This is a genomic window from Parasphingorhabdus sp., from assembly GCF_036568145.1.
GTDB lineage: Bacteria > Pseudomonadota > Alphaproteobacteria > Sphingomonadales > Sphingomonadaceae > Parasphingorhabdus.
Genome location: NZ_DATCTC010000039.1, coordinates 148,508 through 165,890 on the forward strand (window position 1 = coordinate 148,508; position 17,383 = coordinate 165,890).

Consider the following 17,383-nt stretch of genomic DNA (forward strand, 5'->3'; position numbering starts at 1 on the left):
ATCAGCGCTTTCCTACAAGGGTAGAGATGGTGTTCCGCAGTATCGGAAGCCATGAAAGAGGGGACTTGGGCCAAAACATTTCCAGACGATATCTTGGACGTACGTCTTCCATCCATTCACGCTTATACGAATCGTTGCCAGTGCCAAAATCAATTAACTTAACGCCGTCTACATCAATGACGTGCCGAAACATGGCGACGGAAAGTAGAGTCCCTGGCGATGATTTGGTGGCGTCTTCGACATGGGCGAGTTTGTGGATAAGAGCTTCGCCATTTTCAACTGTCCAGAACTGTGCTGCGACTGGAACATTATCAATATAAGCTAGGCCAAGCCGTAAACATCCGGCGCTCCCTTCCTGTTTCGCAAGATTTTTCAGAAAATCGGGATTGCCTTCTTCCGGTTTCCAGCTTTGGGCGTAAACATCAAGATAATGGTTCCAATGTTCATCAGAAAATATGGTTTCAATGCGGATGGAAACGAGGTTTTTCTTTGCCTTGCGGCGAACGGTGTTGCGAAGTTTTCCGGGACGACCTGACCAATATTCTTCAAAAGTGCGGCCATTCACGGACAAGATATGGTTGTCGTCAGCCTTTGCTTTGAACACAATCCAGCCCGCTTGCCTAAAGGCCTGTTCAGTCAGGCTTGCCGCCTGATCCTCATCCGGAACGGGTGCAATTTCGATGCGGTGGCAATGGAAAGGCAGTTTCCGCGCGATGGAAGTCAGCAGGGCCAATTTGACGTTTTTGTCATAGTCGTCTGCGAAAATGGGACGATATGTAAAATTATACCAGTTGGCGAGGGCGGTATAGCTTCCTGCGCCTTTTTTCATCAGGAACAGCCATGCCTCTGCGCTACTTTCAGCACTATGAACAATCAGGGGCTGATTCCCGGGCAAGCATAATGCATGTAACTGGGCCAGCCATTCCAGCCGGTCAAAGAGGGACTTTTGATATGCTCTACCAAGTTTTTCACCTGCCACAGCTTGCGCAGACTGAAAATTATCATGATATTCACTGTTCCCGAGTATATTTCTGGCTACGGTCATGTCCGTCACAATTTCGTTCTTTCCCATAGGCTCAAACATTTGAACATTTATTCCGATAACGCCGCATTTCCTTTGGACTGGCTTGCTGTTGGCAAGGATCCGGAAGCACCGGCATTGGTTACGCGCTCCGGCTCTCTTAGCTATGAAATGTTAAATCATCGTGTTGGTTCGCTGGCTCGCTGGTTGATGGACCAGAGATTGGAAAAAGGTGACCGGGTTGCAAGCTGGCTACCAAAGACGGAACTGGCCTGCATCATGCCCTTGGCAGCGGTCAGGGCTGGCTTGGTTCATGTGCCGGTTAACCCTGTTTTGAAACCGGCACAAGTGCGCCATATTATCGTGGATAGCGGTGCCAAGTTGATGATTACAAATGCTGGGCGGATAAAATCTATTGAGGAATCCACGCCGGATCCTGCGCTGAATCAAGAATGTGCAATCTGGAATGATGCCGTGGTTTCTAATGCTATGGACGGGATAAGAAACCCGCTGGCACCGGGTGAAATACAAACAGATGTAGAGGCTTTGGCAGCTATTTTATATACCAGCGGTTCTACCGGCCGTCCAAAAGGGGTCATGCTTAGCAACGCAAATCTTAGCCTTGGTGCGATCAGCGTTGCGCAATATCTGAAACTGGAAAAGGACGACCGCACTTTATGTGTGCTTCCCCTCAGCTTTGATTATGGCCAGAACCAGTTGTTTTCGACGTGGTATGTTGGGGGATGTGCTTATCCGCTGGATTATCTTACCCCACGTGATGTTATTAAAGCCTGCTCCCGCGACCAGATCACGACCTTGGCGGCTGTACCGCCGCTTTGGGTTCAACTGGTCGATCAGGATTGGCCAGAGGACGCCGTGACATCAATGCGGCGACTGACAAATAGCGGAGGGGCTTTAACTCCCACGTTAGTAACAAAGTTACGAGCAATTTTTGGCGTAAAGACGGATATATATGCCATGTATGGCCTGACCGAAGCTTTTCGCTCCACTTATCTTGATCCAGCGATGATTGACAATAATCCCACAAGCATGGGTAAGGCCATTCCCTTTGCTGAGATCATGGTGGTTCGCGCGGATGGTAAAATTGCGGCTGTTGGTGAAGAGGGAGAGCTCGTCCATGCCGGTCCACTGGTCGCGCAAGGATATTGGCAGGATGCAGATCGCACGGCCGAGCGTTTTAAGCCGGCTCCATCGGCGTCGGAATATGGCGGAATAGCGGTCTGGTCGGGCGACACGGTTCGCCGGGAACAGGATGGACTACTCTATTTTGTCGGCCGGACTGATAATATGATAAAAAGTTCCGGCAATCGCATCAGCCCCACGGAAATTGAGGAAGTCGCAGTGGAATCGGGGCTTGCGGCGGAGGCCGTTGCAGTCGGTGTTCCGGACGAACGGTTAGGCCATGCGATTTGCCTTTATATCCGTCCCGCAGAATCGCAGGAAAACCGAGATATTGGGAAGGACCTGGGCCAATATCTGAAGCGCAATTTACCGAATTTCATGCACCCACGTGATATTATAGTGCTGAAAGAGATTCCCATTAATCCCAATGGTAAACTGGATCGTAACGCTTTGGCAAAGAATGAGAAACCATGAGTAAAGTAAAACCAATCGGCCCGATACCCGCTGGCTATGAAAGCCGGGATGGAGAGCTTTCTATCGGTGGCACGCCAGCCAGAGCATTGGTGGCTGAACATGGTTCCCCGCTGTTCGTTTATGACAGAGGCCTTTTGCATTCGCGCATTCAGGCTTTACGCGCGGCTATGCCGCCACAATTGCATATCCATTATGCCATGAAAGCCAATCCCTTTGCGCCGTTGCTTGCTGAGATGGTCAGCCTTGTTGACGGTATTGATATTGCGTCAGGCGGTGAATTGGTCATGGCTTTACAGGCCGGAGCGGATGCTGAACAGATCAGTTTTGCTGGCCCTGGGAAGCGCGACGAAGAGCTGCTTTCAGCCATGCAAGTGGGCGTTACCATTAATATTGAATCACCTAATGAATGTGAACGCGCCTTGGCAATCGCCGCAAGCGAAGGGCTTCAACCGCATCTAGCGGCGCGCGTAAATCCCGATTTTGACTTGAAAGGATCGGGGATGAAAATGGGAGGGGGCGCAAAACAGTTCGGCATGGATGTCGATCTTGTTGCCGCTTCTGTTCAGAAAATATTGGATGCGGGCGCTCATTGGCGCGGCTTTCATATTTTCGCCGGTTCACAGGCGCTAAAGGCCGAGGCAATTATTGAAACTCAGGCGCAGACCATTGCACTGGCGGCGCGATTGGCTGAACAAATCGGCCACAGACCGGAGCATGTCAATTTAGGCGGGGGTTTCGGGATACCATATTTTCCCGGTGATAAGCCTGTAGATATCGGGCAAGTCGGCACGGCATTGAAGCAGCAGTTATCCGCTTTGCCGGAAATATTGTCGGAGACGCAATTTGCCGTGGAACTAGGGCGCTATCTTGTTGGCGAGGCAGGGGTCTATCTGACCCGGATCATTGATCGCAAAACCAGCCAGGGTGAGACGTTTCTGGTTACTGATGGTGGTCTTCATCACCAACTAGCAGCCAGTGGTAATTTCGGAACGGTCATTCGCCGCAACTATCCGGCTGCGATTGCCACCCGATATGGCATGCCGTCCCAAGAAATTGTGTCAATTGTTGGATGCCTTTGCACACCGCTGGACCTTTTGAGCGACCATGTCGAAATGCCAAAGGCCGAGGTCGGTGATATTGTCGCAATATTCTGCGCCGGTGCTTATGGTGCAACAGCAAGTCCCGCTAATTTTTTGGGGCAGGGGCCTGCCAAGGAGATATTGATCGGCTAATACCTAGGCAATGCTGTATATTGGCTGCATAGTTTTCAGTCATTACTAACGCTATCTTCACTATTTTCTCCGATAGCCTTCTCGTGATTATGTGAATCGGTCTGTTTCCTCTTGAAACCGGCAGATTGACGGAGACTGCTGCGAGGAAAATGAAATGACTGCCGCCTTTGAAAAAGTGAATCTAGCTAAAATGGCGATCGGTGCCGGTATGGTTTCTCTTGCGCTTGCGGGATGTTCCAGCACCTCTTCTGCACCGGAGCTCCCCCCGGCATCTTTTGTTTCGGAGCAGCAAGGTCCCAGTGAAGAATATGTTATCGGACCGCTGGATGAACTGACGATATTTGTCTGGCGCAACCCGGAATTGGGCGCAAAGGTTCAGGTGCGTCCCGATGGGCGAATTACGACCCCGCTGATTACGGATATGCCTGCCGTGGGCAAAACCCCTGCGGTACTTGCTGAAGACCTGACGAAGCAATTATCGCAATATATCAACGAGCCGCTGGTGTCGGTTATCGTGAATAATTTTTCCGGAACATTTTCCCAGCAAATCCGAATTGTCGGTGCGACCGAGAAACCGGCGGCCATACCTTATCGCGCCAATATGACTTTGCTTGATGCCATGATCGCTGTGGGCGGTCTTTCCGAATTTGCGGCCGGTAATAAGGCACGCCTGATCCGTTACAACAACGCAACGGGCACACAAAAAGAATACGCGCTGCGTATCGATGACCTGCTTCATCGCGGTCAAACCAGAGCAAATGTGATGCTGAGCCCCGGTGATGTCATCATAATTCCAAAGAGCATGTTTTAACAGGAATCGAAAAGATCCATGAACGGCCTTTACGACGAATTTAGAATAGCATTACACAGCGTCTGGAACAGGCGCTGGCTTGCTTTGGCTGTTGCATGGGGCATTTGTGTGTTGGGCTGGCTGGTGGTGGCGCTGATCCCGAACAGCTATGAATCAAAAGCACGTATCTCTGTCGATATGCAATCTATTTTATCCGACAAGGTCGGCATCGAATCCCGTGACCGGAAAAGGCAGATGGACAGGATTCAGGAAACACTGATTTCAACGATAAATCTGGAAAAAGTTGTCCGCGCTACGGACCTGAATCTCTCGGTTGCCAGTGATCGCGAATTAGCGGGCAAAGTCGAGGTGCTGCGAAAAAAAATCGAGATTAAATCTGACAAGGATAATATTTTTGAAATAACTGCCAATGCATCCGCGGGGAATCTCTCGGACGCGGAAAATGCCGTTCTGGCACGCGAAATTGTTCAAAAGCTGATTGATATTTTTATTGAAACGAACCTTGCCGGTGACCGCGTAGAGACAGATCAAACGCTGAAATTTCTGGATGAACAACTCGCGAAGCGTGAAAAATCATTGCGAGAAGCAGAGCAGAAACGTGTGCAGTTCGAAACAGAAAATCTGGGTCTATTACCCGGCGTCGGTTCGATTAGCCAACGCTTGGAAGCATCACGCGCAGAGTTGAACCAGATTGATGCGCAATTGGCCTCGGCATCCACCAGCCTTGCGTCTTTGAACGGCCAGTTGGCGGGCACACCGCCAACAATTGCAACGCCGGGAGTAGCCGGTGGCGGTGTTAGCGGCCAGTTAGCACAGGCAGAGGCGGAATTGGCGTCGGCACGTGCGAGGGGATGGACTGACAGTCATCCGGATATCATCGCTATGAAGAACCAGATAGCTGCACTACGAAGACAAGTTGATACAAAATCCGGGGGGCCAAGCTATGGGGCGCCAAACCCGGCCTATAGTTCGCTGCAAAGCATGCGGGCCGAACGACAAGCTTCTGTCGCGGCGCTGCAAGCGCGGAAAAATACCATTGAGGGCGATCTGGCGCAGCTTGTATCGAAACAGTCTCTGGAACCAGCTGTGGTTGCCGAGATGGCGCAAATCAACCGTGATTATGATGTTCTGAAAGCTCAATATGACAAATTGTTGCAGGACAGGGAACAGATCAAATTGCGCGGAGAAGTGGAAACGGAAACAGATGCGGTAAAGATCAAGGTTCTTGATCCTCCCTCCAGCCCGCGTTCACCTGCAGCGCCGAACCGGCCACTTTTACTTGCGGCGGTTTTGTTCGTCGGTCTGGGTGGCGGCATTGGTGCTGCCTTTGCAATGGGACAGGTGCAGACTACTTATCCAACCGCAGGGAAGCTTGAAAAGGCCAGTGGACTTCCGGTCATTGGATCGGTTTCACAGGTTTTGACGAGCAGCCAGCGCGCCATCGGACAAAAGAAAATGCGGCTGTTCTACAGCACTGCAGGAGCATTATTCGGGGTCTTCACTCTGCTGATGATCGTTGAATTTATCCAGCGTGGCATGGTTGCCTGAGGAAAAAAGATGAACAAACACAACCCTCTTAGCAAATCCGGCTCATTGCTTGAACGTGCAGCACAGATATATGATTATGTTCCGTCAAAAATGGCTGGTTCGGTGCAAAAATACGGGCCGGAAATTTTACTCCCTGAGGAGAACACACAGCAGGCTGTTCCTACCGTGGCACAAACATCTCATTATGATGGCCCACGTGTAATTGTTGATCGAGAAAAATTACGAGAAGCTGGCTTCGTGGTGCCAGATGGTCCGGTTACAGCTTTATCAGAGGAATTCCGCATCATAAAGCGTCAGTTGCTATTGACGGCCAAACAGCCGTACGTGCAGCATGGTGAGCGAATATTGATTTGTTCCGCCCATCCAAATGAAGGAAAGACATTCTGTGCTTTGAATCTGGCGCTTTCCATCGCGGCAGAGAAAGATAATGAAGTTCTGCTTGTCGATGCTGATTTTGCAAAGCCAAGTATCTTGTCCAGCCTAGGTCTGGAAGGCAGCAGAGGTCTGATGGATGCGCTGGTAGACCCGAAAATATCGGTTGAGGATTGTATTATCCACACAGATATTTCCGGTTTGGCAATCTTGCCTGCCGGGGAGCAAACGAATGCAGATACAGAATATCTGGCGTCATCGCGGACGCAAGAGGTGCTCAACCGGTTAACCCGTAATAACCCTAACCGGCTTGTTATTTTTGACTCGCCGCCTGCTCTATCGGCTTCGCCGGCTTCGGTTCTGGCTTCTCATGCAGGGCAAGTGCTGATGGTTGTTAAGGCGGACGAGACGACTGAATCAGCTCTACGTGATGCACTGGGTCTTCTGGCTGGCTGTGACAATATTCAACTCGTTTTGAACGGCACGAAATTCTCTCCGACAGGGCGGAACTTTGGCTCCTATTATGGATATGGGGCTCAATCATGAGCAGTCCTGGATTTTCGCGCTTATCGGAAATCGGAGCGTTTGTGCTATTCTTGAATGCTGCGTTAGCGCAACCGGCGCAGGCGCGTGACAGCAATATTGAAGTGACGCCCTATCTGGAAGTGCAACAAGTGCTGGTTGCGGACCTGAAGCATGGCTCTGATGTTCTGACCTACAGCACCATTGCTGCCGGGGTAGAGTCATCAGTTCAAACCCGTCAAGCGGAAGCACAGGTCAATATACGTTATGAGCGACGCTTTTTCTATGAGGATGATATCGGGGACGATGATATTCTCAGTGGGCTAGCCCGTGGCCGTGTTCAGGTTGTGCCAGATGTTCTGGCTATGGAGGCGGGAGGTATTGCTACACGTAGCCGCGTTGACCTTCGCGGAGGTGCGCCGACCAATATAGTAGGTAATATCGACAATGTTACACAAGTTTACTCGGTTTACACCGGACCATCTTTGGCAACCAATATCGGGAAGCTGAGGGTTAATGCCAATTACCGGATAGGCTATTCTAAAGTAGAAAGTGGAGATTCTGGTACATTGCCTCCCGGCCAGTCACCGATCGACATTTTCGACGATAGTGTCAGCCATTCGGCCAGTGCCGCTGTCGGCATGAGACCCGGCGATTTGCCTTTCGGCTGGACTGCTGGTGCGGGCTATGAGCGGGAAGATGCCGGTCAACTGGACCAACGGTTCGAGGGTAAATATGTTCACGTAGATATCACGGTCCCGGTGGCACCGACTGTCGCGCTTGTGGGCAGTGCCGGTTATGAGGATATAGAAATTTCCGAACGCGATGCTTTGCGAGATATCAATGGCGATCCGGTTATCGATGACGATGGCCGCTTAGTAACCGATAAGACGTCCCCGCGATTGCTGTCTTACGATCAGGACGGATTAATCTGGGATGCCGGAGTTTTGTGGCGACCAAGCCGCAGGACATCCCTGGAAGCGCGCATCGGTCGACGTTATGGTAGTACGACCTACACGGGTAATTTCAGTTATCGGCCCAATGAGAATACATCTTTGAACGTGCTGATCTATGACACTGTGTCGGGCTTTGGCAATTTGCTGAATGATAACCTGGCACTATTGGGGACCAGTTTTACAAGTGACCGCAATCCCCTCAGCGGTGAGCTCAACGGATGTGCCTTTGGCCAAACGAACAGCCTGTGTCTCAACGATGCATTGCAATCGGCAGCTTCCTCGGCATTCCGTGCACGCGGCGTAAATGCCCAATATGTTTACAGCTATAATGGCTGGAATAGCGCCTTCGCCGCCGGATATTCCCGCCGCCGCTTCTTTGCATCGCAACTGGGCGGAGTGGCTATCATTGATGGGCTAGTGGACGAAAATTACTATGCCAACCTGTCAATAGGCCGACAGCTTGATATGCGGTCGAATATTGTCACCAATGTTTATGCCAACCTTCTGGATAGCGGCTTTGCCGATGCTGCCAATGTGCTCGCTCTGGGTGTGAACGCGGCTTATCATCGCCAGATCATTCCTCGGCTCAACGGAACCGCGGCAGTTGGCCTTGATAGCTATAGGCAGGATGGTTTTTACAGTGACCTAACGGCTTCGGCGCTGCTTGGATTGCAATATGAATTTTAACCAGATCACCGCAAGCGCAAGTGGGAGATATCAGCATGTATGAAACATTCTATGGACTGAACAGTCGGCCATTCCAACTGACTCCGGACCCGCATTACTATTTTGAAAGTCTGACCCACAGAAAAGCATTGTCCTATCTGGGTTATGGCCTGGCACAGGGAGAGGGTTTTATTGTCATAACCGGCGATGTGGGTGCTGGCAAAACAACCTTGGTCAGCCACCTGATGGCAACAATCGATCGTGCGCGATTGACCGCTGGCAGTATTGTGACGACCCGCCTTGACAGTAAGGACATTGTCCGTGTCGCAGCGACCAATTTTGATATTGATACAAAGGGCATGGACAAGGCGCAGTTACTCAGCGCTTTCGAAGAATTCCTGCATAGTGAGGCACGGGCCGGACGCCGGTGTCTGCTGATTGTAGATGAGGCGCAGAATCTGCCGACGGATTCTTTGGAAGAGCTGCGTATGCTATCCAATTTTCAACTGGGTGGTCAGGCGCTGCTGCAAATATTCTTGCTCGGTCAGCCTGAATTTCGGGATATGTTGCAACAATCCGACCGGCTGGAACAATTACGTCAAAGGGTAATCGCACATCATCATCTGGATCCAATGGAGTCGCAAGAAGTAGAGCCTTATATCATGCACCGGCTTACCAAGAGCGGATGGGCGGGGCGGCCTCAAATTACCTCGGATATATTTTCTCTGCTTTTTGATGAAACAGGCGGTGTACCGCGCAAGATCAACACTCTTATGAGCCGTGTGATGTTGATGGGCGCGGTTGAACAGGCCGAATTGATAGACTTGTCACTGGTACGCCGTGTTTTGGCTGACTTGAAAGGTGAGGAAGTCGAAATCGCGGACCCCGACGCGGCGGCTGGCCGAGTTACTGAAGAACGCCCAGTATGGGAGAATTCTAACAGAGATGTATCTGTGAAAGAACAACCGCAGACGCAGGTAGAAGGCCACTCGGAGCCCGTATCTGAAAAGCGCGAAGAAACGATCTCTTCGCCAAATGCTGAAGCTGAATCGAACCACAGGCTGTTAGCCCATATCGATATGATGACCAGCAAGCTTGCTGCGTTAGAATCCCGTTTGGACAACCATGAGGAGAGCGTTCACCGCGTGTTGTCGATGCTTGTCGAATGGGTCGAAAATGATATCCGCAGCAAAGAAAGCTATGTCAATGCAGGACGGGCGGCTTGAAACATTAGATAAGGCGAGGAAGGGCAATGCTTTGCTCAACGCCATGTCGGTGGATATTGAAGACTGGTTTCAGGTTGGTGCCTTCGAAACAGTAATCGACCGTACCGATTGGGATGGTCTGGAGCACCGCGTCGAGCGAAATAGTCATGCCGTTCTCGATCTGTTTGATGAGACGGGAATCAAGGCAACTTTCTTTACGTTGGGCTGGGTGGCGGAACGCTATCCCAAACTTATGCAGCGCATCGTTTCGGCAGGGCATGAAGTAGCCAGCCATGGCTATGATCATGCGCGCGTTTTCACAATGACCGCAGATCAGTTCCGTGATGATCTAGACCGTAGCCGCAAGCTTTTGGAGGATTGTACCGGACAGACCGTAACAGGTTACCGTGCGCCCAGCTTTTCAATAGATGCACGCACGCCGTGGGCGCATGAAATATTGGCGGAACAAGGGTATCATTACTCTTCAAGCGTCGCGCCAATCAGGCATGACCATTATGGCTGGGCTGGGTCACCGCGTTTTGCATGGAAACCGGTTGCAGGATCAGATTTGATTGAATTGCCTGTTACAACGGTAAAAGTCGGAAACCGGATTTTCGCCGCGGGTGGTGGCGGTTTTTTCCGCCTGCTTCCCTATGCATTTTATGATCGGGCTATCCGCAAAATGCAGAAAGATGACGGCCGCAGCGCGATATTCTATTTCCATCCATGGGAAATTGACCCGGATCAACCACGCGTCGGCAATGCGCCTTTGAAATCAAAGCTGCGCCATTATAGCAGACTGGGCGTGATGCGCTCCAAGCTAGTGCGTGTTGGCAAAGACTATGCGTGGGGCAGGGTAGATGAACTGGCTGCGATGGAATGTGGGCTAGTGCAATGAATATGCCCTTCACTCCGCAGTCTCTGACCATCCGTATATTGGACCGGGAAGACCCGGAAGAATTGACGCAGATAGACGGGTTTGTCGACGACCACTCAGGCGGCTTGGCTTTTCACCGTCCAGCTTGGTTATTGAGCACTTCAAAGGCTTGCGGCCACGAATGGCGTTATATGCTGGCCAAAGACCGAGAAGGAAAGTTGCAGGCAATCCTCCCGTTCACCCTGATCCACTCGGCATTATTTGGACGTGCATTGGTTTCATCGGGTTTTGCGGTTGGTGGGGGGATACTGAGTCGGAGCGAACAGGCAACAGAAATACTGGCAGATGCCATATGGAAATTTGCCGAGGAGTATAGTTTCCCGACTGTTGAACTGCGCGGTGGCCCGATGCCATGCGGGGAATGGCAGAATGTGGACGGTGTCTATGCGGGTTTTGTGGCAGATTTAGCGCACGATGATGAAAGCCAGTTACTGGCTATCCCGCGAAAGCAGCGGGCAGAAATCCGCAAAGGATTGAAAAGCGATCTGGAAGTTCGCGTCGGGGTAAGTGAAGAGGAAAGGGCGGATCATTACCGCGTGTATGCGGAAAGTGTCCGCAATTTGGGCACTCCAGTATTCCCTAAGGCGCTATTTGATGAGGTTTTGGACGCTTTTGGCTCGGATGCGGATATTCTTACCATATTGAACGGCGGGAAGCCGGTGGCCAGCGTGTTGAGCCTATATCATGGTGGGACCGTTATGCCTTATTGGGGCGGTGGAAGCTATGATGCACGGCGGCTGCGTGCCAATGATGTGATGTATTATGAGTTGATGAAGCATGCCCGGCGGCGCGGGTGCAAGCGGTTTGATTTCGGCCGCTCAAAGGTCGGAACGGGGGCCTATGCGTTTAAAAAAAACTGGGGTTTTAACCCGGAGCCTCTTTCCTATACCATACGCACCGAGGACGGAGAGACCGCGCGTGATATCAACCCGATGAGTCCGAAATACCGGCTGCAAGTCGCTTTATGGAAAAGACTGCCCCTTTCCCTGGCAAATTTGCTGGGACCGGTAATTGCCAAAGGATTGGGCTGATGGGTGAGATATTATTCCTGAGCCACCGTGTTCCCTGGCCGCCAAACCGGGGCGATAAAATCCGCTCGCACCATATTTTGCGCAAACTGATAGACCATGTGCCGGTGCATTTGGTTTGTTTTGCCGATGATGAAGCAGAGGCAACGGAAAGGTGCGACATTAAGCCGTCCTTGGCGTCTGTACAGATAGTTCAGCGAACAAAGCCCAACTGGCAGGCGGGGATAGAGGGCATTATTACCGGAAAGCCGGTTTCGCTGACTTCTTTTGATAGTGGCGAGATAAGAGAATATGTCGAAAATATTCTCGCAACCCGCCCGATTGATTGCATTTTCGTGTTTTCCGGACAGATGGCGCAATTTGTTCCTGAGGATTATTCGGGCCGGTTGGTCATGGATTTTGTCGATGTCGATAGCGCAAAATTTGAAAGCTATGCGGATGCTGGTTCGGGGCCGATGGCTTGGATAAACCGGCGTGAAGGTAAACTGCTCCGTGCTTTTGAGCAAAAAGTGGCCGTTCGGTCCGATTTCGCACTTTTTGTAAGCGAAGCGGAGGCGCAGTTATTCCGGCAGCGATCTGGTCTGGATGCCCGGAAGATTAGGGCTGTAGGTAACGGTATAGATCTTGATTTCTATGACCCTGATAAGGCCTGCGCCGTCACCAGTCATATGGACGGTCCGCTAATTATTTTTACGGGGCAAATGGATTATCGCCCGAACGTGGATGCTGTTGTCAGCTTTTCGGGTGAGGTTATGCCCGAAATCCTCAAACATTATCCCTACGCGCAATTTGCTATAGTCGGGCGTGCACCCAAAGACGAAGTTTTGCTGCTGGACGGAGTGAACGGCACGATTGTCACTGGAAGCGTTGATGATATTCGCACTTGGATGAAGGCGGCTGATATTGTCGTCGCCCCGCTGCGTATCGCACGGGGTATCCAGAACAAGGTTCTGGAAGCCATGGCTATGGCAAAGCCCGTTGTGGCGTCCGTCGCTGCGGCGCAGGGTATAGAAGCTGTCGATGGGCAGCATTTTCATATCGCCAAAGATCCGCGGCATGAGGCAGAGCTGGTATGTACCCTGTTGGCAGATCCCAAAAAAGCCAAGGCGCTTGGTGAAAGTGCGCGGAGGCTTATCCGCTCGGCATATAGCTGGGAAACACAGCTTACAGATATAGCGGAACTTTGCGGCCTTGGTGCGCGTAAATTGACCGAGGCGGCAGAATGAGCAGCGGGGTTATAGATCCTGCGGCGAATATCACAGCAACTAAGCCGGTTTCGCAGTTGTGGAAAAAACATTTGCGTCTTTTGGGTTTGGCGATGGCCGCGATCATCCTGATGTTCTGGCGTGATGGCTTGGCGATGGTGGACACATGGTGGAATGTCTCTACCTACAATCACTGCCTGTTGATCCTACCGATCATTTTTTGGCTGGTGCATCAGCGCCGCGAAGAGCTGGCAAAAATCACGCCGGTAATCTGGGTGCCGGGAATGCTGTGGATTGTTGCTGCATCTACCGGCTGGATGCTGGGCGAAGCAGCTGGTGTTTCCTTTGCCCGTCAGCTTGGTCTTGTCATGATGCTGCAAGGCACTGTCATGACATTGCTTGGCCCCAGAGTCTTGCGAGGCTTGATCTTTCCTTTGTTTTACAGTTTTTTCCTGGTGCCTGTCGGGGAAGAACTTGTCCCGTTCCTGCAAACGATCACTGCAAAAATGTCGATGGTCTTTCTGGGATGGGCAGATATTCCCGCCTTTATCGACGGTATTTTTATCTCCACCCCGACGGGCTATTTTGAAGTTGCGGAGGCTTGCTCCGGTGTAAAGTTCCTGATTGCGATGGTTGCTTATGGCGCATTGGTCAGCAACATCTGTTTCAAAAGCTGGCCACGGCGTATATTGTTCATGATTGCAGCGGTCGTCGTGCCGGTTATCGCCAATGGCATCCGGGCATTCGGTACAATCTATATCGCGCACCATACCAGCACGGACTTTGCGACCGGTTTTGATCATATCTTTTACGGTTGGTTCTTCTTTGCGTTTGTACTGGTGTTGGTGATGGCAATCGGCTGGCCCTTTTTTGATCGAAAGATTGATGAGCAGATGATTGATGGGGAAGCTATCGAGCATAGTAATTTCCTTCTCCCCAGATCCGGTCAATCAAAATTGCACCCCGGTGCCGTGATGATGGCCATGGCGGTGATTGTGACAGCACCGGTGCTCTGGACCAGTGCGCTGGCCGCACAAAGCTCTCCGGTTCCTGATAAGATTGCATTGCCCGAGGTCGCGGGATGGGATCGTGTCGACTATCGACCGCGATATGACTGGCAGCCGCGCTTTGACGGTGCGAACCATCGATTGCTGGGCCGGTACCGTAGCGTGGAAAACGGGGCAGAGGTTGATCTCGCCATCGCCGTTTATGACCGGCAAGCGGATGACCGCGAGATTGTGGGATATGGGCAGGGCGCTTTTGATCCCGGCACCCGGTGGTCGTGGACGCGAAATTTGCCCGGCCCTCCTTCTGGAAGTGCGATACAGATAACCGCACCCGGCCCGGTTGTTCGTGATGTGCAGTCTTATTTCCGGGTGGGGGGCATATTGACGGGAAGCGCATCTGCCGTAAAGTTTGAAACGCTGAAGTCACGCTTGCTTGGCGGCAACCAGCAAGCGGTGGCTGTGCTGATCTCTGCCGAGAAAGTCGATGAAGCCGGGCCTGGGCGAGCGATGAACGATTTTCGGCGGGCACTTGGACCGATTGATAAATTGGCTGACGAAATGGCGGGCCTGCGCTAGGGCGCATTTCATGTGCGGCATTACAGGAATATTTCATCTCGAAACGGCCAAGCCGGTTGATCCGGCGCGCCTGCGTAAAATGACCGATAGCTTGAGGCACCGTGGTCCCGATGGCTCTGGTATCTGGACTGCGCCTGGCGTTGGTCTGGGCCACCGCCGCCTGTCGATCATCGATCTGGAGGGCGGAGCACAGCCGATGCTGACCGCCGACGAGGCGCAGGTTATTAGCTATAATGGCGAGATTTATAATTTTCAGGATGTGCGCGCCGAACTGGAATTGCTTGGCCACCGGTTCATAACGAGCAGCGATACCGAAGTCATTCTCTATGCCTGGCGGCAATGGGGCACCGACTGCCTGAAACGGCTGAACGGCATGTTCGCTTTCGCGATATTTGACCAGCGCACCAAACAGATGTTTCTGGCGCGGGACAGGCTGGGCGTAAAACCGCTTTTCTATGCGCCGGTGTCGGACGGCAGCATAGTGTTCGGATCCGAGTTGAAGGCACTGCTCGCCAATCCCCTGCTGCGGCGGGAACCAAATATCCGGGCGGTCGATGACTATCTGGCATTTGGATATGTGCCGGACCAGACTTCGCTTTTGAAGGGCGTAAAGAAACTTCCCGCTGGCCATTATCTGCTCTTGGAGCAAGGAAAGCGCGAACCCGACCCGATCCAGTATTGGGATATGGATTTCAGCCAGCGGAGTAAAGATTCTGCGGCGGCGCTTGAGGAGGAGTTGATCGCGTTGATGCGCGATGCGGTGGGATCGCGGATGATTGCAGATGTGCCGCTGGGCGCGTTCCTGTCCGGCGGCGTTGATAGCAGTTCGGTCGTGGCCCTGATGTCGGAGAAAAGCCGTCATCCCGTCAAAACCTGTTCTATCGGTTTTGACCAGTCCACCCTGGACGAGACAGGCTATGCCGAGCAAGTGGCGCAGCGGTTCCGGACAGACCACCGCTCGCGCATCGTCGCTGCGGATGATTTCGGATTGATCGACACGCTGGCCGACCATTTTGACGAGCCCTTTGCCGATGCTTCGGCATTGCCGACATACCGCGTGGCGCAGCTGGCCCGTGAGAATGTGACCGTAGCTTTGTCAGGCGACGGAGCGGATGAGGCGTTGGCCGGATATCGCCGCCATGTCTTTCACCATGCAGAGGAGCGGGTAAGGGCGTTGGTTCCCCAGTCCATTCGCGGTCCCGCCTTGGGTTGGCTCGGCCGGGTATATCCCAAGGCCGATTGGGCACCGCGGCCCCTGCGGGCCAAATCGACGTTGATGTCGCTGGGCCGCACCGGAGCCCAAGGCTATACCGATGCCGTTGGCGTGACAACGGCGGCGCGTAGGCAGGCGATCTATTCCGATAATATGATGCGGCAGCTTGCCGGTTATCAGGGGGAGGATCGGATGATTGCGCTGATGGAACAGGCGCCGGCACGCAACGGGTTGGATCAGGCGCAATATGCCGATATGAAAATGTGGCTTCCCGGTGATATATTGACCAAAGTGGACCGTACCAGCATGGCGGTGAGCCTTGAGGCGCGGGAGCCTTTGCTGGATTACAGGTTGATGGAATTTGCCGCCCGGTTGCCGACTAACCTCCGGATACGGGGTGGAACCGGCAAATATCTAATGAAAAAGTCGATGGAACGATATTTGCCGAAGGACATACTTTATCGTCCGAAAATGGGCTTTGTAACGCCCATAGCGCAGTGGTTTCGCGGGCCTCTGGCGCATGAAGCGCGGAAGGTTGCCGGGGCTGGCACGCTATCCCGGACGGGCTGGTTTGACCAACAAGCGCTGCACAGGATTGCCGATGACCATATTACTGGAAAGTCCGATAATAGCCGCTTGCTTTGGCAACTTTTAATGCTCGATAGATCACTCTCCAGATTGTTCCAGCTTTAATCGGGATACACGGCTTCAACAAAATACAGACCATCCGGCGGCGCATTAAAGCCCAGCGCGCGGCGGTCCCTGGCTTCCAGTGATTTGCGTAAATCATCGCTGTTCCATTTGCCGGTTCCGACCAGTTTAAGGGAACCGACCATCGAACGCACCTGATGATGGAGGAAGGAGCGCGCTGCGACTTCGACCTCTATCTCTTCGTCAAAGCGGGTGACGGATATGCTGTCCAGCGTCTTGACCGGATTTTGAGACTGACAGTGGACTGAACGAAATGTCGTGAAATCATGCTGCCCGACCAATATCTGCGCCGCATCGTGCATTGCGCCCGCATCCAATGGCGGGGCGACCTGCCAGCTATGCCCCTTGTCGAGGGTCAGCGGGGCACGGCGGTTGGTAATCTTGTAAACATAGCGCCGGCCGATACAGGCAAAGCGTGCGTGCCAGTCATCAGCCACAATATCGCAGGCCAGAACGGCTACCGGATGTGGCCTTAGCCCCGCGTTAATCCCTTCCATCAGGCGAAAAGGCGTTAATCTGGTTTCCAGATCAAAATGCGCCCGCATACCCAGGGCGTGAACCCCGGCATCGGTGCGGCCTGTGGCGTGGACGCGCACGTCCTGCTGCGTGATAGACAAGATGGATTGCTCGACCACCTGCTGAACGCTGGGGCCGTGATCCTGCCGCTGCCAGCCCATGAACGGGCGGCCATCATATTCAATGGTCAGGGCAAAACGGGTCATAAGTTCTGTCCGTTAGCCTTCAAATCCGTTAGGC

Annotated in this window: 14 protein-coding genes; 12 read left to right on the plus strand and 2 right to left on the minus strand. The window is 52.6% G+C overall.

What is annotated here, in order from left to right; all coding sequences use genetic code 11:
- Nucleotide 1 precedes the first annotated feature (1 nt).
- The gene (locus VIN76_RS15945) at nt 2–1,084 is read right to left on the minus strand and encodes a GNAT family N-acetyltransferase (protein WP_332042855.1); all 1,083 of its coding nucleotides are present in this window, start codon (nt 1,082–1,084) and stop codon (nt 2–4) included.
- Between VIN76_RS15945 and VIN76_RS15950 the strand changes: the two genes are divergently transcribed.
- The 12 genes from VIN76_RS15950 (at nt 1,085) to VIN76_RS16005 (ending at nt 16,609) form a co-directional block, all read left to right on the plus strand.
- Nucleotides 1,085–2,638, plus strand: coding sequence for an acyl-CoA ligase (AMP-forming), exosortase A system-associated (locus VIN76_RS15950; protein ID WP_414696387.1), 1,554 nt, complete (start codon nt 1,085–1,087; stop codon nt 2,636–2,638). It abuts the gene before it with no gap.
- Nucleotides 2,635–3,870: a pyridoxal-dependent decarboxylase, exosortase A system-associated gene (locus VIN76_RS15955; protein ID WP_332042856.1), complete on the plus strand. Its 1,236-nt coding sequence runs from the start codon at nt 2,635–2,637 to the stop codon at nt 3,868–3,870. The genes VIN76_RS15950 and VIN76_RS15955 overlap by 4 nt, the downstream gene beginning before the upstream one ends.
- Nucleotides 3,871–4,060: 190 nt before the next feature.
- On the plus strand, nt 4,061–4,681 hold the full coding sequence (locus tag VIN76_RS15960; RefSeq protein ID WP_414696389.1) for an XrtA/PEP-CTERM system exopolysaccharide export protein: 621 nt from the start codon (nt 4,061–4,063) through the stop codon (nt 4,679–4,681).
- Nucleotides 4,682–4,699: 18 nt separating this feature from the next.
- Nucleotides 4,700–6,229 carry an XrtA system polysaccharide chain length determinant gene (locus VIN76_RS15965; RefSeq protein WP_332042858.1) on the plus strand — a complete coding sequence of 510 codons (1,530 nt, stop codon included), beginning with the start codon at nt 4,700–4,702 and terminating at the stop codon, nt 6,227–6,229.
- 9 nt (nt 6,230–6,238) lie between these two features.
- Nucleotides 6,239–7,147 carry an AAA family ATPase gene (locus VIN76_RS15970; protein WP_332042859.1) on the plus strand — a complete coding sequence of 303 codons (909 nt, stop codon included), beginning with the start codon at nt 6,239–6,241 and terminating at the stop codon, nt 7,145–7,147.
- Nucleotides 7,144–8,766, plus strand: coding sequence for a hypothetical protein (locus tag VIN76_RS15975; RefSeq protein ID WP_332042860.1), 1,623 nt, complete (start codon nt 7,144–7,146; stop codon nt 8,764–8,766). Before VIN76_RS15970 ends, VIN76_RS15975 begins: the two co-directional genes overlap by 4 nt.
- A gap of 35 nt (nt 8,767–8,801) precedes the next feature.
- Nucleotides 8,802–9,971 (plus strand): XrtA/PEP-CTERM system-associated ATPase, encoded by a 1,170-nt coding sequence (locus VIN76_RS15980; protein ID WP_332042861.1) that lies wholly within the window; start codon nt 8,802–8,804, stop codon nt 9,969–9,971.
- Entirely contained in the window at nt 9,952–10,848 is an 897-nt protein-coding gene (locus VIN76_RS15985) for an XrtA system polysaccharide deacetylase (protein ID WP_414696390.1), read from the plus strand. The genes VIN76_RS15980 and VIN76_RS15985 overlap by 20 nt, the downstream gene beginning before the upstream one ends.
- On the plus strand, nt 10,845–11,918 hold the full coding sequence (locus tag VIN76_RS15990) for a FemAB family XrtA/PEP-CTERM system-associated protein (RefSeq protein WP_332042863.1): 1,074 nt from the start codon (nt 10,845–10,847) through the stop codon (nt 11,916–11,918). Before VIN76_RS15985 ends, VIN76_RS15990 begins: the two co-directional genes overlap by 4 nt.
- Nucleotides 11,918–13,141 (plus strand): TIGR03087 family PEP-CTERM/XrtA system glycosyltransferase, encoded by a 1,224-nt coding sequence (locus VIN76_RS15995; protein ID WP_332042864.1) that lies wholly within the window; start codon nt 11,918–11,920, stop codon nt 13,139–13,141. Before VIN76_RS15990 ends, VIN76_RS15995 begins: the two co-directional genes overlap by 1 nt.
- Nucleotides 13,138–14,703, plus strand: a complete 1,566-nt coding sequence (gene xrtA / locus VIN76_RS16000; RefSeq protein ID WP_332042865.1) for an exosortase A — start codon at nt 13,138–13,140, stop codon at nt 14,701–14,703. Before VIN76_RS15995 ends, xrtA begins: the two co-directional genes overlap by 4 nt.
- A gap of 10 nt (nt 14,704–14,713) precedes the next feature.
- Nucleotides 14,714–16,609, plus strand: a complete 1,896-nt coding sequence (locus tag VIN76_RS16005; RefSeq protein WP_332042866.1) for an XrtA/PEP-CTERM system amidotransferase — start codon at nt 14,714–14,716, stop codon at nt 16,607–16,609.
- Here VIN76_RS16005 and truA read toward each other — a convergent pair.
- Nucleotides 16,606–17,349: a tRNA pseudouridine(38-40) synthase TruA gene (gene truA, locus VIN76_RS16010; protein WP_332042867.1), complete on the minus strand. Its 744-nt coding sequence runs from the start codon at nt 17,347–17,349 to the stop codon at nt 16,606–16,608. The two genes, VIN76_RS16005 and truA, sit on opposite strands and share 4 nt — an antisense overlap.
- Between the last annotated feature and the right edge of the window lie 34 nt (nt 17,350–17,383).